The following is a 20,994-nucleotide window of genomic DNA, read 5'->3' as shown; positions in this document are numbered from 1 at the left end:
TGTTTCCAAATGGTTAATGAATGGTTATTTGAAACATCAACTGTAACAATCCATTTTATAGCTCGTCTTTATAATACAATCATTTAATCTAATCAATCAAAATCATTCATCATGAAAAAATCATTATTAATCATCGCAATCGCATTAGGAACAGTATCGAGCACAGTTTATGCTTCAAACATTACTACCAATATAGAAACCACTCTTTTGGAGTCTGCTGTAGTTAGGCCTGAGTTAAATGTATTATGTATATCTATCGCAAAAGGAGATACCGAAATCGTTAAAAAATTAATTGCAAATGGAGAAGATGTGAATAAAAAATCAAACGGATTAACTCCTGCAATGTATGCGGCTAAATACAACAGAACGGAAATTCTTCTCTTATTAATTGCAAATGGAGCGAATGTGAAAACAAAATGTAATAAAGGCTATACCGCGCTGACTTATGCTAAAGCTACGAATGCAAAAGAAGCACAACGAATTCTTGAAGCCACTTTAGCTAATTAGAATTACTATTATTTTTCTTATATAATATTTTTAGGGGTTGTCTTTATAAGGCGACCTCTTTTTTTTGTTAGTATGGAGTTCATACTAACTATTTTATAACCTGTTTGCGATTTAAAATGGAAGCATATTAAGTGAGTTTATTATCTAAAATGAGTTTTATTTCAAACGTTTTCATTAAATTTTTAAATACGAAAAATGACTATTTTTCAATGAAAATGATAGAAGGTTTTTGCAATCTCAGTAGGTGTATTAAAAGGATATATAATTGTTAAAAAAATGAGAAATACAGTTGAATTTTTCGTAAAATATGACATAAATCATTTGTTAATTTTTTTATGTTAATATTTTGTTAAATAGCTTTTTCAAGCGTTTGAAATGCAATATTCTCATTAAATTTACAATATATTATTAAATACATAAATATTATTAATTTTATTAAAAATATCGTAATCATGAAAAACCTATTATTTATCATCGCGATCGTATTTGGAGCTACTACTACAAGTGTTCAAGCTTCTAATTTTATAACAAATAACACTACTAATCCTCTAGAAATTTCAGTAGTTAAGCCAGAGGTTAATTTACTTTGTACATCTATAGCCAAAGGTGATACAGATATCGTTAGAAAATTAATTGTTAATGGAGAAGACATTAATAAAAAATCAAACGGATTAACACCTGCAATGTATGCTGCAAAATATAACAGAACAGAAATTCTTGAGTTATTAATTAACGCAGGCGCAAAATTAAAAACAAAATGTAATAAAGGGTATACTGCACTAGATTATGCAAAAGCAACTAATGCAAAAGAAGCTCAACAATTAATTGAAGAGGTCTTAGAAAAATAACAAACTAACCAATTAACCTTAGAAAAAGAGATTGTCTATCGAGATAATCTCTTTTTTTTTATCCTTTTTATTCAATTATATATCAAGAAAAAACCGTCTAGAAATAAATTTCTAGACGGTTTTTAATATTTATGTAAAAAGGATTTTTTTAGAACTTAGCAAAAAGCTTTTCCATTTTTTCCTTTTGTTCTGTAGCTAAGGCTTCATCAACTAAGATTCTACCACTATGCTCATCTGTAATAATTTTTTTACGAGAAGCAATTTCCATAATTATTTGTGGTGGGATAGTAAAGAAAGATCCTCCAGAGGCACCTCTTTCTACTGCTACAACTGCTAAACCGTTTTTAACATTCGTACGGATTCTAGTGTAAGCTTTTACTAAACGCTCTTCGATTAAAGTTTTATATTCGTTAGATTTTTCAATCAACGCTAATTCTTCTTTCTCAGTTTCAGATAAGATAGCATCTAATTCACCTTTTTTGTGTTTTAAATGCGCTTGACGTTCTTTAGTACGCTCTTTAGTCTGACCAATAATTTCTTTTTTCTGTTCGATTTGAACTTTGAATTCATTGATGTGCTTATCTGCCAATTCGATTTCTAATTCTTGAAATTCGACTTCTTTAGTAAGCGAGTTGTACTCTCTGTTATTACTAATATTCTTTAACTGTGTGTTGTATTTTTTAATTAAAGAATTAGCTTCTTCAATTATATTCTTTTTAGATTTAATTTCGTCATCTAAAAGTTCTAGACTCGCGTCTAATTTTTCCAATCTTGTCTGTAGTCCAGCAACTTCATCTTCTAAATCACTTACCTCTAAAGGTAGTTCTCCACGAACGTTTCTAATTTCATCGATTCTAGAATCGATTAGTTGTAGATCGTATAAAGCTCTTAAACGTTCTTCTACAGTTACTTCTTTACTTTTTGCCATACTTTAAAAATACTTAACAGGGTTTGTATCGGTCTTTGATAAAACGATTGCAAAATTAGTGATTTTTTTTGTAAGATGTGCTACTAAACCATTTTTTGTAAACTGTTCACTTTCAAAATGACCAATATCGGCTAATATTAATTCGTTTTCCGCCGAAAAAAAGTCATGATACTTTAAGTCGGCAGTTATAAAGGCATCAACCTTAGCGTGTTTAGCGTTGGAAATAGCGAAGCTTCCAGAACCTCCTAATACAGCGATTTTTTTTATGGGTTTTCCTAATAATTCACTATGTCGAACACATGCTGTATTCATTTTTGTTTTTATATAGTTAAGAAATTCGGTTTCGTCCATTTCAGACTCAAATTCACCGATCATTCCAATACCGATATGTTGATTCGTGTTTTCTAAGGTTGTAATTTCGTAAGCGACCTCTTCATAAGAATGTGAGGTAAACAACGCTTTCAGAATTTTAGATTCTAGGTGTTTTGCAAAAGTTACCGAAATTTGTGTTTCTTCCTCAAAATGTGTTTCTCCTTTTTTTCCTATTGAAGGATTCGAATTAGTATTCCCGTTAAAAGATCCTGTGCCTTCAATATTAAAACTACAATCCGAATAGTTTCCTATTTGTCCCGCTCCGGCTTCAAATAAAGCTTGACGTAGGGCTTCCGCTTCTTGTTTCGGTACATAAGTGGTAAGCTTCTTAATAGTGCTTTTCTGGGGTATTAAAATAGATGTATTAACCAATCCAAGCTGATTACATATCATGGCATTAACACCTTCCACATGATTATCTAAAGCTGTGTGTATCGCATAAATGGCAATATTGTGCTTAATAGCCTTTAAAACCACACGCTCAACATACGTTTTTCCGGTCAGCTTTTTTAAGCCTTTAAAAATAATTGGATGAAAGCTAACAATTAAATTACAGTTGGTTTCTATAGCTTCATCTACAACCGATTCTAAAGTGTCTAAAGTGACTAAAACGCCCGTTAATTTTTCGTTTTTATCCCCTATAAGCAAGCCGACATTATCAAAATCTTCAGCATAATTTAATGGAGCAAAATCTTCAAGATGATTTATAACGTCCTGAACAATCATAATATTTTTGGTATTAGGTTTAAAACAAAGATAAAATATTTACTTTCGTTACAATGAAATTATTGCGTTACATCTTCTTTCCGATCGTGCCCATATATTACGGTATAACGTGGTTGCGAAATAAATTATTCGATTTAGGTATTCTAGAATCTACCTCTTACAATTTTCCAGTGATTTGTGTGGGGAATTTAAGTGTGGGCGGCACAGGAAAAACACCCATGATTGAATATCTAATTAGATTGTTAAAGGACGAAAAAAAGGTTGCTACTTTAAGTCGGGGTTATAAGCGTAAAAGTGAAGGGTTTCAAATTGGAAAAAAAGGAGTTACGGCTGCTGTTTTGGGAGACGAACCGTTTCAGTTTTACTCCAAATATTCTAATAAAATTACTGTGGCGGTTGATGCGAATAGGAGGGAAGGAATTGAAAAACTTCTTGAATTAAACTCTAAGCCAGATGTTATTCTTTTAGATGATGCTTACCAACATAGAGCTGTAAAAGCGGGTTTCAATATTTTACTTACAACCTATGCAGATATTTACACTTCGGATATTGTTTTGCCAACAGGGAATTTAAGAGAACCTAAAAGCGGAGCAAAGCGTGCAGACATTATTATTGTCACTAAATGTCCGGAAGCACTTTCAGAAATAGAGAAAACAAAAATAATTAAAAGTATTTCGCCGAAATCGAATCAAAAAGTGTTTTTTAGTGCTATAAAATATGCTGAAGTTGTGGTCTCTAAATCAGAAGAAATTCCTTTAGTTAACGTTCCAAAGTTTACCTTAATTACGGGTATAGCAAATCCAAAACCTTTAGTGAATTTTCTAACTGAAAAAGGTTTAGAATTTGAACATCTTAATTTTAAGGATCATCATGATTTTACTCCTGAAGAGTTGGATGCGTTTAAACAAAAAGCATTCATTATCACGACAGAAAAAGATTTTATGCGCTTAAATCAGTTTCCGTTTTTAGATGAAAATCTATTTTATTTAAGCATTGAAGCCGTTCTAGATAGCCCTAAAGACTTTAATGATTCAATAACCGACTTTATAGATGCTTATTAAACTATTTCATCTGGGTTTCCAATAACCGCCTTATATAGTTTCTTTTCGAAATCTGCTTGCTTAAATGGTTTCGAAATAATATCGTCGAAATCTGCTTCTGCAAATTCATGCATTTTATCTTCAATAGTCACTGCAGTAAGGGCAAAAATAGTAATGTCTTTGTCGAAAGTTCTAATTATTTTAGTCGCTTCGATACCGCTAATACCAGGCATGTGGATGTCCATTAAAACAACATCGTAATGGTTGTTTTTAACTAAATCTACAGCTTCCTCACCATTATCTACAATATCACATTGTAGTTTCATTTTGCTTAGAATTTTATTCGTAATCATTTGGTTAATTTTGTTGTCTTCTACCACCAAAATTCTAATGTTACTTAACTCTAACTCGGTTACGTTTTTAAAATAATTTTTGTTTACAGGTTTAATTATTTTCTCATTAGTTTGTCTCAAAGGGATTTCAAAATAGAACGTTGTACCTTTATTTAAATTACTTTTAAGATAAATTTTACCTCCTAGGATGTCGATTAATCCTTTAACAATAGACAGACCTAAACCTGTACCTCCGTATTTTCTGTTAATCTGAATTGATCCTTGAGAGAAACTTTCGAACATATGATTTTGTTTCTCTTCGGTAATTCCGATTCCATTATCTTCAATTTCAAATTTTAGATTAAAAATATCGTTGTCATTACTTATTTTGCTAACTCTAACCCAAATGTCTCCATCTTTAGTGAATTTAATAGAATTCCCGATTAGGTTAATTAAGATTTGAGATATTTTAATTTGATCTGCTTTATAATGAGTAGGTAGGCCTTTACCGTATTCAAAATGAATTTTCACACCGTTATCGATAGCAGAATTATTTAGAGCAGAAATAACATCTGAAACTTTATTTTTTAAATCAAATACTTCATAATCAATATCTACTTTATTGGCTTCTATTTTATTTATTTGTAGAATATCATTAATAAACGTCAATAAATAATCACCAGAGAATTTCAATGATTTTAAATGCTGAATTTGTTCCGGTTTAGGGTCTTCTTCTAATAACATACTTGTTAATCCTGTAACGGCATATAGTGGCGTTCGTAGTTCGTGTGTCACCGTCGATAAAAAGTTTGCTTTAGTTTTTGATGCCAATTCGGCTTTCTCTTTAGCAAGTATTAATTCTCCATTTTTTTTATGCAACATGTTATTCGTTTTTAATCTAATGTTGTTGTTTTTATATAGAGATAGTGTGAGGAGAGATAGAATCGTGATTAATGCAATACTTAGGATTGTAGCTAATTTATTTAAGCTCTTGTCGACTTTAAGCTTTTCTAAATCGGCTTCTTTTTCTTTCTGAAATTCGGTTTGATTGTCTAAAATAAATTTTTCGCGATTTTCTGGAGATAAATTTTCGAGCTTTTGTTTTAAAAGCGCATCGGATAAGGTAATGTGTTTCTTTAAATATTGAGTAGAGACTTTAAAATTCCCTAATTTTTCATTCAACTCACTTAAAATTAAATACCCATGACTTAGTACATCTAAATAGCTGTTTGCTTCTGCAAGTTCTACACCTTGATTTCCTAATTTTAAAGCGTTTTCATCATCGTTTAAAAAATAAGATACTTTGGCTTGATAAATTAAGGCACTACTCTTAATTTTATCTAAATCGTAACGTTGTGATAAGGCTAAAGATTTATCTATTTGAACTCTCGCTTTTCTATATTGCTTTAATCCCAAGTAAGCTTTTCCTTGATTTAAAAGGACTTCTGCTTCAAATTCACTAAGGTTTTCTTGTTGGAATAAAGTTAACGAAGACCCGTAATAGGTTAAGGCTTCATCGTATTGCTCTAGGTGCATAAATACATTACCTAAAGTTTTATAGGTTTCTGCAATATTAATATCGTCCATAGCAAAACGTTGGACTTCTATAGCTTTGGTTAAGGTTTTTATGGCCGCAGATGTTTCGTCTATGCGAAATTCTAGTTTTCCGAATTTTGAAAGTATAAGACCTATACTTTTTTTATTGTCAATACTTTCTGCCAGGCTTAAAGCTTCGTCTAATTTTTTCTTAGCCGGGTAGTAGTTATTGTTATCGATGTCGTATTGCGCTTGTGTAATGCGAAAGTCGATTGTGTTTTGTATGGTTTCTGGATCATTGTTAACTGTGTCCTGAGCTTGAGAGCTTAATGCAAACAGCATGAACAGTCCACATATGTAATACTTAATATTAATCATAAAAATAAATTACTTCGAGCCTAAAGATAAGAATACCTCCTGACAATAATTATTTTTCGGATAATTTATATATTAAATCGATAATTCTACTGGAATACCCCGTCTCATTATCATACCATCCGATAATTTTTACCATATTCCCAATTACTGAAGTCATTTGAGAATCAAATATGCAAGAATGTGGATTTCCAACGATATCTATAGACACAATTGGATCGCTCGTATATTCTAAAATAGACTTAAAATGCGTCTCGGAAGCAGATTTAAAAGCTAAATTAACCTCTTCTATAGTCGCCGTTTTTTTTATGTTGAATGTAATATCTGTTAACGAACCGTTGGCAACAGGAACGCGAATACCACAACCACCTATTACTTCGGACAGTTCTGGAAATATTTTTGTTAAGGCTTTTGCGGCTCCAGTAGTAGTTGGTACAATAGATTGTCCGGCAGCACGTGCTCTGCGTAAATCGCGATGTGGCTGATCGTGTAAACTTTGATCGGTAGTATAAGAGTGAATGGTTGTAATGTATGCTTGTTCAATACCAAAATGTGCGTTTATAATCGCCATCATTGGTGCAGCATTATTTGTTGTACAAGACGCGTTAGAAATGATCTTCTCAGTACCATCTATTAAATGATCGTTAACACCAAGTACAATGGTTTTAATATCATCTTCAAGTGCAGGAACACTTAAAATTACACGTTGCGCTCCGTTGTTTATATGATGCTGAAGTTCTCCCTTGGTTTTAAACTTACCGGTAGATTCTACTACAAAATCGACATGGTATGGAGACCAATTTATGGATTTGGGATGGGTTTCGTTTAATAACGGAATGTGAACATCGTTAACAACAATATCATTTCCCTGATAAGTAATGGTTTGACTTGAAACACCATGAATACTATCGTATTTTAGCAGATGACTTAAAGTATAAGCATCTGCCAAATCGTTAATAGCAACTACATTAATGTTGGGATGGTCTTGTAACAGACGAAATACACGACGTCCAATGCGACCAAAACCATTTATAGCAACATTAATCATTAGTTAATATGTTTCTGTGCTTTGTAAGAAGAACGTACTAAAGAGCTGCTTTCTACGTGTCTAAATCCTAATTCTAAACCAATTTCTCTATATTCTGCAAATTGGTCTGGAGTTATAAATTGCTTTACAGGTAAATGCTTTTTACTAGGTTGTAAATATTGACCGATAGTAACAACATCTACATCGTTAGCTCTTAAATCGTGTAACGTTTCAATAACCTCTTCACGTAATTCACCAAGACCAAGCATAATACCAGATTTAGTTCTGCGCTGTCCTTGAGATTTTAAATATTTTAAAACGCCCAAACTGCGGTCGTATTTTGCTTGTATTCTTACATCACGAGTTAAACGTCTTACCGTTTCTATATTGTGAGATACCACTTCTGGAGCCACTTCTATAATGCGATCAATATGTTGTTCTAAACCTTGAAAATCTGGAATAAGAGTTTCTAAAGTTGTATCAGGATTCATACGTCTTACAGCTTTCACTGTTTCGGCCCACATGATGCTTCCCATATCTTTTAAATCGTCACGATCTACACTAGTAAGAACGGCGTGGTTGATCTTCATTAATTTAATTGAACGGGCAACTTTTTCAGGTTCATCCCAATCTACAGTTTCGGGTCTTCCGGTTTTTACACCGCAAAATCCACAAGATCGTGTACAAACATTTCCTAAAATCATAAATGTTGCAGTACCCTCTCCCCAGCATTCACCCATATTTGGGCAACTTCCTGATGTGCAAATGGTATTTAAACTATATTTATCTACTAGACTTCTTAGCTCGGTATATTTTTTTCCCGTAGGTAATTTTACACGTAACCATTTTGGTTTTGGTAGACGATCCGGAAGAATGTTTGAAGCAGTTTCTGAATTCATAAATTGTTTCTTTTCGAAAAGCAAAGATACAAAGTATAATCTAAAAAGTATGTTATAACCGATTAAGATAATAATCTCCGAATATTAATGAAATAATGTTGTATAACAAAAAGTAATCTAAAAATCTAAATTATTGAATGCTATGGGGTTTGAATAATCTCGGCAAGTAGTTTCTTCGCACGAAGTAATTTTACTTTTACATTATTTATAGGCTCCTTAAGCTCTACTGAAATTTCTTTGTAAGATAATTCTTGAAAATAACGAAGGTTAATCACTTCCTGGTAATGCGGTTTTAACTTCTTTATATCCCTTAGTAGTTTCGCTAAATTTTGTTCCGTTATAATTTTGTCTTCAGCAGAAGGAGATTCGTCTAAAACTTGATTAATCGCTTTTTCATCACTTTTAGTAATCTGACGAGAAATCGAGCTTTTTTCCTTCCGAAGTAAATCAATATGAAGGTTTTTAGAAATTGTAATTAGCCAAGTTTTAAAAACATATTCTTGGTTGTATGTCTCAATCTTATCGAAAGCTTTAGAAAATGTTTGTATCGTAATATCCTCGGCATCATTCTCATTTCCAATACGTTTTAACTGAAACCCATAAACATCTTCCCAATAGGTGTGAAGTAAATAATTAAACGCTTTTTGATCGTTTTGTTTTGCTTTTTGTATGGCGTGTTCTATTTCCAAGTACGGGTTTTTGATGTCTTATTAGTTATAAATATACCTAATTGTGTTAGAATAACGAAAAATTCTAAGAAAGGAATTAGGATAACTAAGTCGGATTCGTTTAGCTTTTTTGCACTTTTCCCGATAATAATCCATTGCACTAAAATACGTAAGGCAAATAGACCAACCACAATTTCCCATTTAAATAAAAGAGATAATAGCACGATTCCTAAGATCCAAAATAGAAGTTGTGAGGCGTAAAATAACCCCAATAAAAATTTATGACTTTTTTTATAATGCGCAACAGTAGACACATGTCTGCGTTTTTGTTTTATCCAGGCACTAAAAGTTTTTTTAGGCACAGATGTCGTGAAACTTTCCGGTGTAAAACAAACCGCCGTATTTTTGCTTGTTGCCATTTGGTTTACAAATAAATCGTCGTCTCCAGAACCCACTTTCATATGATTTATAAAACCGTTAGCTTCAAAAAACAAAGGCTTAGTATAGGCTAAATTTCGACCAACACCCATATAAGGCATGCCTGATTTAGCATAAGAAAAATATTGAGAAGCCGTTAATACCGTTTCAAATCGGATTAACTTGTTTAATAATGAATTCTTGATTTTTGAATATCCGCCGTAACCTAAAACAATAGCATTCTTACTTTCGAAGGCTCCTGCCATTTCCGAAATCCAAGTGTTAGTTACCGGAGTACAATCGGCATCCGTAAATAATAAATGGTTGTATTTTGATGCTTTTATTCCTAATGTTAACGCGTACTTTTTATTGGCCCAAAATGCTTCTGTATTTTTTACATCAACAATTTTAATGTTGTTGTATTGCTCAGAAAAGTGTTCGTAAACACTTAATGTGTCATCGTGAGAGGCGTCGTTAATTAATACAACTTCAAAATTTGGATAGTCCTGATTTAATATTGAAGGCAAAAACTTTTTTAAATTTTCCTCTTCATTTTTAGCACACACAATTACAGAAACCGGAATGTCTGATTTTTGAGTTTGTTTAGGTTTTAGAAACGCAAACGTTCTAAGGAAAATTAAATAATAAAATAACTGAATAAGGACAATAGCTACAAAACTGTAGAATAAAATGTCGAGTGCAACCATGAAAGGATTTAAGAGTGTTGAGGTTCGCTACAGTCTTTATATTGCTCAGGTGTTTTTCCACAAAATCCGCAAGATTCACCAGATTTGTTTAACATAGGATTCTGGCTTGCACATGTTCCTGCAAATTTACCGTCTTTTTTTGCCCATATTTTAATGGCAATTCCTGCAACTCCTAGTCCTAATAAAACTAATGTTATAATGAATAATTTCATAACCGTATATTTAATTAATAGGTCTTAGATAAATCTGATGTTTTAAAACCTATTTTAATGTTCTGCAAAGGTACTATATTTTAATAAAGCGTAAAAAAAAGTAAGCCTCACTTTTAATTAAAAGTGAGGCTTACTTCGCTAATAGTTGATTGTGTTTATTCTCTACTATTTAATTCAATTTCTGCAACAGAATTTTCTAAAGACGCATTTGTATTTCCTCCTTTAGGTTCTATAGTAATATTTAATCCAAGTGCGTTTTCTGTATATGGGATAGACTTTAATTGTCTGTCTGTTTCGTCTAGAATTCCTAAACTTATCATTTTACCATTTAATTCTGCCCATATTTGGTAACAGTGTTCTTGCGGTAATTCTGGTAAAGACACAACATCTAACATAGACGTTCTTTCTACTGGATTAATATATGCAACTGTTTTTAAGTTCTTTGCCCTATTATTTCCTTTAATTATGTACTTCTGAGTTTCCGGGTTATTCAATTGCTTAAACTGAGCCATGACATCATCAAGTTTCTGATTATTTAATTCGATATCACTCCTTAAATCGAATATCTCATCAACAACGGTTTGATTCTCTTTTTTTAAGTCTAAATTTTTAGAAAAAATAAAAGCTGAAGCACAAGCAAATAGAACCGCAACAAAACTTGCGGCGATGGCATATCCATACCACGATTTTTGTGTTTTAGGTTTTGTATCCAATTTAATTACCGGATTTTCATCATCTAAAGTTTGTAAAATATTTACTAAAACCGAAGAAGGAGCTTCAACAGCATGAAATTTAGAGGTGATTTCTAAATGATGTTGCATGGTATTGTAAGCGTTCTCTACTTCTGGGAATTTAGAGATGTAATTTTCTATTAATTCGTTTTCTTTTGAAGTCGTTTCTCCTATTAGATATTTCTCTAAAAGATCAGAATTTAAAAATGTAGTTATTTTATCATTCATGACTGTTATTTATTCTGGATCGTAAATTTTTCTTAACTCGCGAAGTCCTATTTTTAATCTCGATTTTATAGTGCCTAACGGAATGTTTAATTCGTCGCTAGCCTCTTGCTGGGTCATGCCTTCAAAGAAAAGGGCATTAAGTACAATTTGATACTTCAGGTCTATGGACTTTAGGTGTTTTTTAATGTCCATGACATCTTGATTTAAACCTTTAGCCGATATATTATATACGTTTGAATTCTCGATTTGGACTTCTTTATTTTCTTTATTCGATACAGATCTTACTTTATCGATAGCAGTATTGTAAGAAATTCTGTATAACCATGTAAATAGCTTTGCCTTACTTGAGTCGTAGGACTTTGCTTTCTTCCAGACTTTTATGAAACTTTCCTGAAGCACATCTTGTGCTAAATCTTCGTCGGTGATTACTTTAGAGATCACACCTAATAGCGTGTCGGCATAGTGCTGGTACAGTAAAGCAATGGCTTTTTTATCGCCATGCTTTAATAATTCCACAATCTCTTGTTCGATAGGTGCAATCAAAATATCAGTTTTAGTTTGGTTAATTACAAAAGGAGGCAATTAACCAAAGTTATATAAAAAATTGCGAATTATAAGATATTAACCTCGGATTCGATGGTTATATTGAAGATTCTTTTAATTGTAGTCTGTATAATTTCGGATAATCTCAAAATCTCATAACCAGAGGCTCCGCCGTAGTTCACTAAGACTAAAGCTTGTTTTTCATGAACACCGTAATTTCCCAATCGTTTTCCTTTAAATCCAGCTGTTTCTATAAGCCAACCCGCAGGAATTTTGACTTGTGTTTCCGAAACGGGGTAACTTGGAACATTTGGAAACTGATTTAAAACCTCAAGATACACAGATTTATCTACGACAGGGTTTTTGAAAAAACTCCCACTATTACCTATTTCCTTCGGATTAGGTAATTTACTTTCTCGAATGGCTATTACAGCTTTAGAAACCTCTTGAATAGTAGGGTCCGTAATTTTCATAGTGTCTAACTCCGAAATTATAGCGCCGTAATTGGTGTGAAGTTGGTGGTTTTTAGTGCTTAATTTAAATGTTACCGAAGTTATTATATATTGTCCTTTGGCATGTTGTTTAAATATGGAATTTCTATAACCAAAGGCACATGCTGCTTTGTTAAATGTTGTGATTGTATTGGTTTCTATTTCTAGAGCTTCGCAAGATTCAAACGAGTCTTTCAATTCTACACCATATGCACCAATATTCTGAATAGGAGAGGTGCCGACATTTCCAGGAATTAGAGATAAGTTTTCTAATCCTCCAAAATCATGTGCTAAGGTCCAAAGTACAAAGTCGTGCCAATTTTCACCTGCATTGGCTTTTACTAAAACCGTATTATCCGTTTTAGATATAATAGATATACCTTTTAAACGGATAAGAATGACTAAAGCATCTACGTCTTTAGTTAATAAAAGATTGCTTCCACCACCTAAAACAAGTTTGTTAGGGTAGTTCTTAAGTGTTAAAACCTCCTTTAAATCTTCCAGAGTAGATATTGTTACAAAATGTTTTGCAACAACATCTATTCCAAAAGTATTGTATGGTTTTAAAGAAACATTGTGTTGTATAGTCACTAGTCTTTATAAACTTTTAAAGCTTCTTTTAAAAGATGTACAGCTTTAATTAAACTTTCTTTATTTAAAACGTAAGCAATTCTAATTTGGTTTAAACCCATATTAGGTGTCGAGTAAAATCCTGCTGCAGGAGCAACCATTACGGTTTCTTTGTCTACATCAAACTCTTCTAATAACCATTGTGCAAACTTATCTGCATTTTTAATAGGTAGTTCTACGATACAGTAAAATGCACCTTTAGGGACTCCTATTTTAACACCTTCGATAGTTTGTAATTCAGCGATTAAAGTATTTCTACGGTCTACGTATTCTGTTATTACCTCATCGAAATAACTTTGTGGCGTGTCTAATGCAGCTTCACTTGCTATTTGTGCTAATGTTGGCGGACTTAATCTTGCTTGCGCAAATTTTAAGGCTGTTTTAATAACGTCTTTATTTCTAGAAACAAGACATCCAATTCTTGCGCCACACATGCTGTAACGTTTCGAAACAGAATCTATCATAATGGCATAATCTTCTAAACCATCAATAGACATAATAGAATGGTGTTTTACGCCATCGTATGCAAATTCTCTATACACTTCGTCTGCAATTAAAAACAAATCATGTTTTTTAACCAACTCAGCAAGTTGAAGAATTTCTTCTTTTGAATATAAATATCCGGTTGGATTACCAGGGTTACAAATTAAGATCGCCTTGGTTTTAGGAGTAATTAGTTTTTCGAATTCAGAAATTGGAGGTAAAGCAAAATTATTCTCAATTTTAGAAATTACAGGAACCACGTTTACACCAGAAGATGTAGAGAATCCGTTATAATTAGCATAGAATGGTTCAGGTATAATAATTTCATCATCGGTATCCATGATGCTTCCAAAAGCAAAAAGTAAAGCTTCACTTCCTCCTGTAGTAACAATAATATCGTCGTGTTTTACTTCAATATCATTTTTATGATAGTAATTCGCAATCTTAGTTCTATATTCTTCAGAACCTTCAGAACGTGAATATTCTATTGTTGTAAGGGTGTTGTTTTTTACTGCGTCTAAAGCGACTTGAGGTGTTTTAATATCGGGTTGTCCAATATTTAAATGATACACTTTTTTTCCAGCTTTGTATGCTTTTTCTGAGTAAGGAACCAATTTACGAATTGGAGATTCGGGCATGTTGTGGCCCTTGTTAGATATCTTTGGCATAGTATAAAAATTATGGTACAAAGTTGATGAATTTTATGAGAAAGCGCTAATAATGATGTTATAAAATTAATTTCGTAAATTAAAGAGGGTAAATTCGGTGTATTCATGAAAAATCTGCTCTTTTTTTTCATTTTTCTGTTTTGTGTCCCTTTTTTAGTGGTTTCACAGACAAAATTTAAGCTTCAGAATAATAAGAAGTTCGATAAAGTACGCTTTAAACTGATTCATAATTTAATTATCATTCCTGTTGAAATTAATGGTGTAGAGCTGTCATTTATATTGGATACAGGTGTTGGAAAACCTATTGTTTTTAGTTTTTTAAATGAAAGAGATACTCTTAAAATTAATAATACAGAAGCATATATTTTACGGGGTTTAGGGGAAGGTGATTCGTTTGAAGCCTTAAAATCTAAGAATAATGTATTTAAGGTAGGAGCGGCCATAAATGCAAGTCAAGAAATATATGCTATTCATGATGCGAGTCTAAATTTTACGCCACAATTAGGAATTCCAATTCATGGTATTATAGGCTTCGATTTGTTTAAAGATTTTATAATCGAAATTAATTATAGCAAACGTTATATTAAATTACATGATCCCGATAGATATATTTATACTGTATGTGATGCATGCGAAACTGTAAATTTCGAATTCTATAATAATAAACCCTATGTAAATGCTCACGTAAAAATAAATGACATTTATGTGCCTGTAAAATTATTAATGGATTCCGGTGGTAGTGATTCTATTTGGATTTTCGAAAATGAAAATTTAGGCCTATATGAGAGCGAAAATTACTTTATAGATTTTTTGGGACATGGGCTTAGTGGCAGTGTTTACGGAAAGCGCTCGAAAGTGCAGGAACTTAAAATTAGATCTTTTACACTTAATCAAGTGAATGTCTCTTATCCTGATTCTAACGCAGTACATTTTGCTAAACGACTAAAAATACGAAATGGAAGCATTTCTGGGAATGTTTTAAAACGCTTTAATATGATTGTCGATTACAGAAACGCACGATTAACACTTAAAAAAAATAGATTCTATAAAGATGAATTTAGCTACAACAAGAGCGGTATTGAATTAGAACATCATGGAGAATTATTGGTTTTAGAAGGTGATAATTCTACTTCCAGTGCATTTACAAATACGACTATAAATTTAGATCTCGAATTAAAGCCATCTTATAATTTCCAAGTAAAACCAGCATTTACCATCGTGGAGTTGCGTGAAAATTCTCCTGCAGAACTCGCCGGACTTCTAGTTGGTGATATTGTATTAAGTGTAAATAATAGGAAATCTCATGAATATAAAATCCATGAAATTATTCGTTTGTTTTATGCTAAAGAAGGCGATGATATACGTATAAAAGTAAATAGAAATGGGGTGAAACATAGTTTTAATTTTCAACTCAAAGCACCATTAAAGTAGAGTCTAAATAAAAAGGAGATACAGCTGTTTTAAGCGTGTAGTGAAATGTACAGTGCATTTTATAACTATTTTTAATATGTTATTTGCCTAATCTTATATTTTATAGGTGTAGTATCTAAAAGCAGTTTTTTATATCCTAAAGTTAAAATATGAATAATTGGTTTATGTATTACAATTCTCTTAACCAAATGTTTTTGTAAAGAACAGGCAAGCCGTGATTTTGTAAAACAAGAGGCAGTTTTTCTTTATGGTACACATAATTACTTTCGCCAATAAAAATGGTTGGACCTTGTAGTTTAAAATGATTTTGAACTAAGACACCGTTGTGAAATACAGTAAGGTAGGCAGGCGATATTAGTTCTTGATTTTTATCGAATGTCGGAGCAGTAAAAATAAGATCGTAACTTTGCCAAACATCAGTAGGTTTCGAAGCATTTACAAGAGGTTTGCTTTGCTTATAAATAGAACTTGCCTGACCATTACTATAGGTTGGGTTTTTATAAGAATTAAGAACTTGTACCTCATAAAGTCCCATAAAAAAGATACCACTATTACTATAATCTTGGCCCGTCGCATTTTCTGCCTTGGGAGCTAGCCATTCAATATGCATTTGTACACTTCCGAAAGATTGTTTACTAGCCACAGAACCTGATTTTGGAGCATTTCGCATGGCTTGTTCTACAATCTGCCATTTTGTTGGTGTTCCTAAATAATCAGAAATCAATGCAGGAGAAATAACTTCTGCTTGTTCCATGTTTGCAGGAGTTTGAAGCTGAGGTGACTGCCAAGCATCTAGATTATTACCCGAAAAAAGAACTATAGCATCTTCAGGGACTCCATCCGAATTTACAGAGACTGTTTTTACTTCAGCCCAATCTTCGGTGTCTTTCCACGGTTCTTTGTCTTCTAATACCTTATAATCAATTTTAGGAACGGTAATACTCTGTTTTTTAGATGTCACATCTGTTTGAGCATTTATAAACAAGGGGGACAAACACATTATAATGATTAGCTTTAATTCAATTTTCATAATTTAATTTATTTAATAATATGTAAGGTATGTCGCTTGTTTAAGGAACTAATGTAGGAAATAAAAACCGCGTATATAAATCTAATTTTAGTTTTATGGATGACATGATTCTGATTTTTAAATGATAGCTCTCTACATTTTATATTTTTTTCTGAGAAGAATGATTAATAAATACTAAAAGAAATATAACCAATCATATCTATTTTTTTTCATATTTATAACTTGATGAGAACCACTTTCTCTAATTTTAAGTGTTAAAAAATAAGGTATTAAATGAAAAAAACACATTAGAAATGTGTTTTTTGAAGACGGTATAATCTATTTAAATTCTAAAATAAATTGGATTTTATTTCGATGCGCTATTTTGTTTTTTCCACAACTCGAAAGCCTCTCTATTCTCTTCTTTAGTAAGAGGATATAATCCAATTATCGTATGACCTGCTAATACTCTCTCGGTAACAAAATCTTCGTAAAGCGTCATGTTTATGGCTTCAGTAGCAATGTCATCTGCTAAATCTGCTGGAATAACAATAACACCATCATCGTCGCCTACCAAAACATCACCAGGAAAGACCGCAACATCTCCACAACCAATAGGGACATTTATATCCAAAGCTTGGTGTAACGTTAGGTTTGTTGGAGCAGAAGGTGTTTGGTGGTAAGAAGGCATCTCTAGCTTGGCAATTTCGCTAGAATCTCTAAATCCGCCATCTGTAACCATACCAGCAGCACCTCGAACCATTAGGCGCGATGCCAAAATAGAACCAGCAGAAGCGGCTCTACTATCTTTTCGGCTGTCCATAACTAAGACCGATCCTTTCGGGCAAGTTTCTACCGCGACACGTTGCGGATGTTTAGGATCTTTAAAAACGGTAATGGGATTTAGGTCTTCTCTAGCCGGAATATATCGCAATGTAAAGGCTTCTCCCACCATATTAGGTTTTCCTTCAGCAAGTGGTTTAACGCCTTGAATAAATTGGTTTTTTAGTCCTTGTTTAAATAAAGCTGTAGCTAGCGTTGCAGTACTAACTTTCTGTAATTTTTCACGAGTAGATGCTAACATTTTTTTTTTTTTTTTTTGCCATTATTAGACAGTAAATTGATTAAGAATACCTGTTGAAAAGATCTGGAATTTAGAGTCTAAGTCAATGGTAAAAGACTGTTTTTCTAATTTGCTATGGCACTTTTTTTATGCAATCTAAAATAAGCAATAATTATAAAGTAGAATTGTCTTTTAACTAAATAATTATTGCTTAATCAATTGATGTTTATCGCGGAATCACCTTAAGGATCTTATTCAATTAAGATGTTATTTTATAGGAAATCCACGATCTTTCATTAAGGCTTCAATCTTTGCATCGCGACCTCTAAATTTCTTATAAGCTTCTGCTGGATCCATAGCATTTCGAGGGGCAAATAAATACTTTACTAACTTCTTAGCAACGTCTTTATCGTAAAACCCACCTTCAGATTCTTTAAACGCTTCTGCAGCATCACTGGTTAAAACATCTGCCCACATATAACCGTAATATGCAGTAGCATAACCTTCGCCTGAAAACACATGACCAAATTGTGGTGTTCTATGGCGCATAGGCAGTTCTTTAGGCATTCCTAATGCATTTAAAGTTTCGCGTTCAAAAGTATCTACATCCATGTTTTCAGGATCTGCTAAGTGTATTTTCATATCAATTAAGGCAGAAGCTAAATATTCTGTAGTATTAAAACCTTCATTAAATGTAGCTGCTTTTTTTATCTTTTCAACTAAACTAGCAGGAATAGGTTCCCCGGTTTTGTAGTGTACCAAATAGGTGTTAATGACTTTGTCGGTAGATAGCCAGCGTTCTAATAATTGTGATTGAAATTCTGTGTAATCTCTAACACCTCCGTTTAAAGTCGGGTATTTTACATTCGCCGAAAAGAAATGAAGCGCATGTCCGAACTCATGAAAAAAGGTTATAGCATCATCCCAAGATACTAAAACAGCTTCTCCTGGTGCAGGCTTTACAAAATTAGAATTATTAGATGCTAATACATTGGTTTCACCCTCAAAAGAAGATGAACTTCTATACGTGGTAGCCCAAGCTCCAGAACGTTTACCTTGTCTTGCATAAGGATCCAGATACCATAGACCAATATGTTTTCCAGAGGTTTTATCTGTCACTTCCCAAACCTTTACATCTTCCTGAAATACAGGAACAGTCCCTTCTGGTACTGGAGTAAACTTATAATTAAACAATTCGCCGGCAACAAAAAACATAGCTTCTGTTAATTTATCTAATTGCAGATATTGTTTTACCTCGTCACTGTCTAAATCATATTTCTTTTTACGCACTTTTTCGGCATAATATCTATAATCCCACGGTTCTATAGTGATATTGTCTCCAAGTTCATTTGCTACGGTTTGCATATCTGTAACCTCTTCTTTTACTCTTGCAATCGATGCAGGCCAAACAGCCATCATTAAATCCATTGCGTTTTCTGGTGTTTTTGCCATACGGTCTTGTAAACGCCATTCTGCATAATTATCGTAACCCATCAGGCCAACACGTTCTTTGCGTAATTTTAAAATTTTGACAATAATCTCGTTATTGTCGAATTGATCTCCATTATCTCCTCTAGAATAGTAGTTTTCCCAAACGCGTTTACGTAATTCACGATGTGTTGAGTAGGTTAAAAACGGATCTATTGAAGAACGCGTATTTGTAATTGCATATTTTCCATCTTCTTCCTTATCTGTTGCAATTTTTGCAGCGGATTTAATAAAACCATCAGACAAACCGCCCAATTGGTCTTCGGTTAGATACGTGATGTAGTTTTCTTCGTCATGTAAAATATTGTTTCCAAAATCGGTATATAATGAAGACAGTTCCTTGTTTATTTCGGCATAACGTTTTTTCTTTTCAGCATCAAGATTTGCACCATTCATTTCGAATTGCTTATACGTTAATTCTACTACGCGTTGTTCTTGATCTTCTAGAGGATTCTCTAAAGCAGCTTCGTAAACGGCTTTTATCCGTTGGAATAATTTTTCGTTCTGTGAAATTTGAGATCTAAAATCTGAAAGTTTAGGAGCTAATTCTGCTTGCACAGTTCTAAATTCTGGGGTAGATACATTGGAGCTCATAATGCCGTAATAGGCAAAGACGCGGCCTAAAGGCTTTCCAGCACGTTCCATAGCCGCTATGGTGTTTTCGAAAGTTGGCGGTTCTTCATTATTAGCAATAGATTCTATTTCTATAAGGTTAAGAGCCATTGCTTCTTCTATTGCCGGTTTTACAGCTTCTATAGACATTTTGTCAAATGCCGGAACACCGTCATAGGGTCCAGTCCACTCTTGAATTAAAATATTCTCGCTCATGGTTTTTTTAGTCGTTTCAGAGGTGTTTTTTTTACAGCTAACAAAAATAACGAGACTGCAAAAAATGAAAGTTTTAATGAATTTTGATATCATAAATAATTACGTTTTGAACTTTTGAATACAATTAGAAGTATTGAGATTACAATATACTGCAATTACAATTAGTGGGATTGAAATTTATAATGATTTTAAGACCTTTATCTGTTAAGCAATTTTAGCTCAGAGAAATTAAAAGTAGATGAGATACCTATTTTAGTTTTATTCCATAAAAAAACCTCTTGAGTATGAACTCAAGAGGTTTAGTATATTATAAGTTGAATGAATTATTCAGCTTTTATTTTGTTGCACTCGGATCGATAACTTCACCTTTAATTTTTAAAGCTACTGTTGGTGTTTCTGCGTTAGAGATAACAGTAATTGTTTTTCTAATAGGCATTACACGGTTTGTATCATATTTTACAGAAATTTCTCCTGTAGCACCTGGCATAATTGGAGCATCTGGCTTTTTAGGTACAGTACAACCACAGCTAGAGGTTACTTTAGAGACAATAAGAGGGGCATCTCCAGTGTTTGTAAATTCAAAAACACGAACACCATCAGCTCCTTTATTAATAGTTCCGTAGTCGATAACATCTGTTTTAAATTCAATCTTAGCCACTTTGTTTTGAGCCTGAATTGAGAATGTTACTAATCCGATAAATAAAATAGTTATAATTTGTTTCATGGTAATTTAATTTAATTTAGTGTAAACGTAAATACTTTTTACTCATTATGCAAGATTATTAGTGTTATTGATATAGATATAAC

General features: G+C 32.7%; 20 protein-coding genes. 4 read left to right on the top strand and 16 right to left on the bottom strand.

Features of this window, described 5'->3' with window-relative positions; translation table 11 throughout:
* Positions 1-111: 111 nt before the first annotated feature.
* Together ACFFVB_RS15445 and ACFFVB_RS15440 are read left to right on the top strand one after the other, a co-directional pair.
* The gene (locus tag ACFFVB_RS15445) at positions 112-507 is read left to right on the top strand and encodes an ankyrin repeat domain-containing protein (RefSeq protein WP_382384122.1); all 396 of its coding nucleotides are present in this window, start codon (positions 112-114) and stop codon (positions 505-507) included.
* 452 nt (positions 508-959) lie between these two features.
* A complete protein-coding gene (locus tag ACFFVB_RS15440) occupies positions 960-1,355 on the top strand; it encodes an ankyrin repeat domain-containing protein (RefSeq protein ID WP_382384121.1) in 396 nt (131 codons plus the stop codon).
* 148 nt (positions 1,356-1,503) lie between these two features.
* Here the strand turns inward: ACFFVB_RS15440 and ACFFVB_RS15435 are convergent, their stop codons facing one another.
* A complete protein-coding gene (locus tag ACFFVB_RS15435; protein WP_382384120.1) occupies positions 1,504-2,283 on the bottom strand; it encodes a zinc ribbon domain-containing protein in 780 nt (259 codons plus the stop codon).
* A 3-nt stretch (positions 2,284-2,286) separates the two neighbouring features.
* The gene (locus ACFFVB_RS15430; RefSeq protein ID WP_382384119.1) at positions 2,287-3,381 is read right to left on the bottom strand and encodes a Nif3-like dinuclear metal center hexameric protein; all 1,095 of its coding nucleotides are present in this window, start codon (positions 3,379-3,381) and stop codon (positions 2,287-2,289) included.
* A gap of 53 nt (positions 3,382-3,434) precedes the next feature.
* On the opposite strand from ACFFVB_RS15430, the gene lpxK reads away from it, so the two are divergent.
* Complete coding sequence (gene lpxK, locus ACFFVB_RS15425) at positions 3,435-4,442, top strand: tetraacyldisaccharide 4'-kinase (RefSeq protein ID WP_382384118.1); 1,008 nt, start codon at positions 3,435-3,437, stop codon at positions 4,440-4,442.
* Here lpxK and ACFFVB_RS15420 read toward each other — a convergent pair.
* The 10 genes from ACFFVB_RS15420 to ACFFVB_RS15375 all read right to left on the bottom strand — a co-directional run bounded on the left by ACFFVB_RS15420 (position 4,439) and on the right by ACFFVB_RS15375 (position 14,368).
* The gene (locus ACFFVB_RS15420; RefSeq protein ID WP_382384117.1) at positions 4,439-6,631 is read right to left on the bottom strand and encodes an ATP-binding protein; all 2,193 of its coding nucleotides are present in this window, start codon (positions 6,629-6,631) and stop codon (positions 4,439-4,441) included. The genes lpxK and ACFFVB_RS15420 overlap by 4 nt on opposite strands.
* 85 nt (positions 6,632-6,716) lie before the next feature.
* Entirely contained in the window at positions 6,717-7,712 is a 996-nt protein-coding gene (gap, locus tag ACFFVB_RS15415) for a type I glyceraldehyde-3-phosphate dehydrogenase (protein WP_382384116.1), read from the bottom strand.
* A complete protein-coding gene (gene lipA, locus ACFFVB_RS15410) occupies positions 7,712-8,590 on the bottom strand; it encodes a lipoyl synthase (protein ID WP_382384115.1) in 879 nt (292 codons plus the stop codon). The genes gap and lipA overlap by 1 nt, the downstream gene beginning before the upstream one ends.
* Before the next feature lie 140 nt (positions 8,591-8,730).
* Complete coding sequence (locus tag ACFFVB_RS15405; RefSeq protein ID WP_382384114.1) at positions 8,731-9,279, bottom strand: RNA polymerase sigma factor; 549 nt, start codon at positions 9,277-9,279, stop codon at positions 8,731-8,733.
* On the bottom strand, positions 9,270-10,382 hold the full coding sequence (locus tag ACFFVB_RS15400; RefSeq protein ID WP_382384113.1) for a glycosyltransferase: 1,113 nt from the start codon (positions 10,380-10,382) through the stop codon (positions 9,270-9,272). Before ACFFVB_RS15400 ends, ACFFVB_RS15405 begins: the two co-directional genes overlap by 10 nt.
* Before the next feature lie 8 nt (positions 10,383-10,390).
* On the bottom strand, positions 10,391-10,594 hold the full coding sequence (locus tag ACFFVB_RS15395) for a membrane or secreted protein (protein ID WP_382384112.1): 204 nt from the start codon (positions 10,592-10,594) through the stop codon (positions 10,391-10,393).
* A 155-nt stretch (positions 10,595-10,749) separates the two neighbouring features.
* A complete protein-coding gene (locus ACFFVB_RS15390; RefSeq protein WP_382384111.1) occupies positions 10,750-11,553 on the bottom strand; it encodes an anti-sigma factor domain-containing protein in 804 nt (267 codons plus the stop codon).
* Between the two features lie 9 nt (positions 11,554-11,562).
* The gene (locus ACFFVB_RS15385; RefSeq protein ID WP_382384110.1) at positions 11,563-12,096 is read right to left on the bottom strand and encodes an RNA polymerase sigma factor; all 534 of its coding nucleotides are present in this window, start codon (positions 12,094-12,096) and stop codon (positions 11,563-11,565) included.
* A gap of 68 nt (positions 12,097-12,164) precedes the next feature.
* Positions 12,165-13,178 (bottom strand): UDP-N-acetylmuramate dehydrogenase, encoded by a 1,014-nt coding sequence (murB, locus tag ACFFVB_RS15380; RefSeq protein ID WP_382384109.1) that lies wholly within the window; start codon positions 13,176-13,178, stop codon positions 12,165-12,167.
* Complete coding sequence (locus ACFFVB_RS15375) at positions 13,178-14,368, bottom strand: pyridoxal phosphate-dependent aminotransferase (RefSeq protein WP_382384108.1); 1,191 nt, start codon at positions 14,366-14,368, stop codon at positions 13,178-13,180. The genes murB and ACFFVB_RS15375 overlap by 1 nt, the downstream gene beginning before the upstream one ends.
* A gap of 105 nt (positions 14,369-14,473) precedes the next feature.
* Here ACFFVB_RS15375 and ACFFVB_RS15370 point away from each other — a divergent pair, with 105 nt between their 5' ends.
* Positions 14,474-15,799, top strand: a complete 1,326-nt coding sequence (locus ACFFVB_RS15370) for a PDZ domain-containing protein (protein WP_382384107.1) — start codon at positions 14,474-14,476, stop codon at positions 15,797-15,799.
* Positions 15,800-15,968: 169 nt separating this feature from the next.
* On the opposite strand, the gene ACFFVB_RS15365 is transcribed toward ACFFVB_RS15370, so the two are convergent.
* The 4 genes from ACFFVB_RS15365 to ACFFVB_RS15350 form a co-directional block, all read right to left on the bottom strand.
* On the bottom strand, positions 15,969-16,829 hold the full coding sequence (locus ACFFVB_RS15365; RefSeq protein ID WP_382384106.1) for a 3-keto-disaccharide hydrolase: 861 nt from the start codon (positions 16,827-16,829) through the stop codon (positions 15,969-15,971).
* 346 nt (positions 16,830-17,175) lie between these two features.
* Positions 17,176-17,892, bottom strand: coding sequence for a ribonuclease activity regulator RraA (locus ACFFVB_RS15360; RefSeq protein ID WP_382384105.1), 717 nt, complete (start codon positions 17,890-17,892; stop codon positions 17,176-17,178).
* A gap of 246 nt (positions 17,893-18,138) precedes the next feature.
* Positions 18,139-20,280, bottom strand: a complete 2,142-nt coding sequence (locus tag ACFFVB_RS15355) for a M3 family metallopeptidase (RefSeq protein ID WP_382384104.1) — start codon at positions 20,278-20,280, stop codon at positions 18,139-18,141.
* 241 nt (positions 20,281-20,521) lie between these two features.
* Complete coding sequence (locus ACFFVB_RS15350; protein ID WP_382384103.1) at positions 20,522-20,911, bottom strand: DUF1573 domain-containing protein; 390 nt, start codon at positions 20,909-20,911, stop codon at positions 20,522-20,524.
* Between the last annotated feature and the right edge of the window lie 83 nt (positions 20,912-20,994).

It is taken from the genome of Formosa undariae (assembly GCF_042427615.1).
Classification (GTDB): domain Bacteria; phylum Bacteroidota; class Bacteroidia; order Flavobacteriales; family Flavobacteriaceae; genus Formosa; species Formosa undariae.
Note: the sequence above shows the minus strand (reverse complement) of the source record. Positions and strands in the feature narration are given on the sequence as shown.

Coding starts and splice junctions, on each gene's coding strand:
- ACFFVB_RS15445 (WP_382384122.1), top strand. CDS start 112: ATGAAAAAATCATTATTAATCATCGCAATCGCATTAGGAACAGTATCG.
- ACFFVB_RS15440 (WP_382384121.1), top strand. CDS start 960: ATGAAAAACCTATTATTTATCATCGCGATCGTATTTGGAGCTACTACT.
- ACFFVB_RS15435 (WP_382384120.1), bottom strand. CDS start 2,283: ATGGCAAAAAGTAAAGAAGTAACTGTAGAAGAACGTTTAAGAGCTTTA.
- ACFFVB_RS15430 (WP_382384119.1), bottom strand. CDS start 3,381: ATGATTGTTCAGGACGTTATAAATCATCTTGAAGATTTTGCTCCATTA.
- lpxK (WP_382384118.1), top strand. CDS start 3,435: ATGAAATTATTGCGTTACATCTTCTTTCCGATCGTGCCCATATATTAC.
- ACFFVB_RS15420 (WP_382384117.1), bottom strand. CDS start 6,631: ATGCTGTTTGCATTAAGCTCTCAAGCTCAGGACACAGTTAACAATGAT.
- gap (WP_382384116.1), bottom strand. CDS start 7,712: ATGATTAATGTTGCTATAAATGGTTTTGGTCGCATTGGACGTCGTGTA.
- lipA (WP_382384115.1), bottom strand. CDS start 8,590: ATGAATTCAGAAACTGCTTCAAACATTCTTCCGGATCGTCTACCAAAA.
- ACFFVB_RS15400 (WP_382384113.1), bottom strand. CDS start 10,382: ATGGTTGCACTCGACATTTTATTCTACAGTTTTGTAGCTATTGTCCTT.
- ACFFVB_RS15395 (WP_382384112.1), bottom strand. CDS start 10,594: ATGAAATTATTCATTATAACATTAGTTTTATTAGGACTAGGAGTTGCA.
- ACFFVB_RS15390 (WP_382384111.1), bottom strand. CDS start 11,553: ATGAATGATAAAATAACTACATTTTTAAATTCTGATCTTTTAGAGAAA.
- ACFFVB_RS15375 (WP_382384108.1), bottom strand. CDS start 14,368: ATGCCAAAGATATCTAACAAGGGCCACAACATGCCCGAATCTCCAATT.
- ACFFVB_RS15370 (WP_382384107.1), top strand. CDS start 14,474: ATGAAAAATCTGCTCTTTTTTTTCATTTTTCTGTTTTGTGTCCCTTTT.
- ACFFVB_RS15365 (WP_382384106.1), bottom strand. CDS start 16,829: ATGAAAATTGAATTAAAGCTAATCATTATAATGTGTTTGTCCCCCTTG.
- ACFFVB_RS15360 (WP_382384105.1), bottom strand. CDS start 17,892: ATGTTAGCATCTACTCGTGAAAAATTACAGAAAGTTAGTACTGCAACG.
- ACFFVB_RS15355 (WP_382384104.1), bottom strand. CDS start 20,280: ATGATATCAAAATTCATTAAAACTTTCATTTTTTGCAGTCTCGTTATT.
- ACFFVB_RS15350 (WP_382384103.1), bottom strand. CDS start 20,911: ATGAAACAAATTATAACTATTTTATTTATCGGATTAGTAACATTCTCA.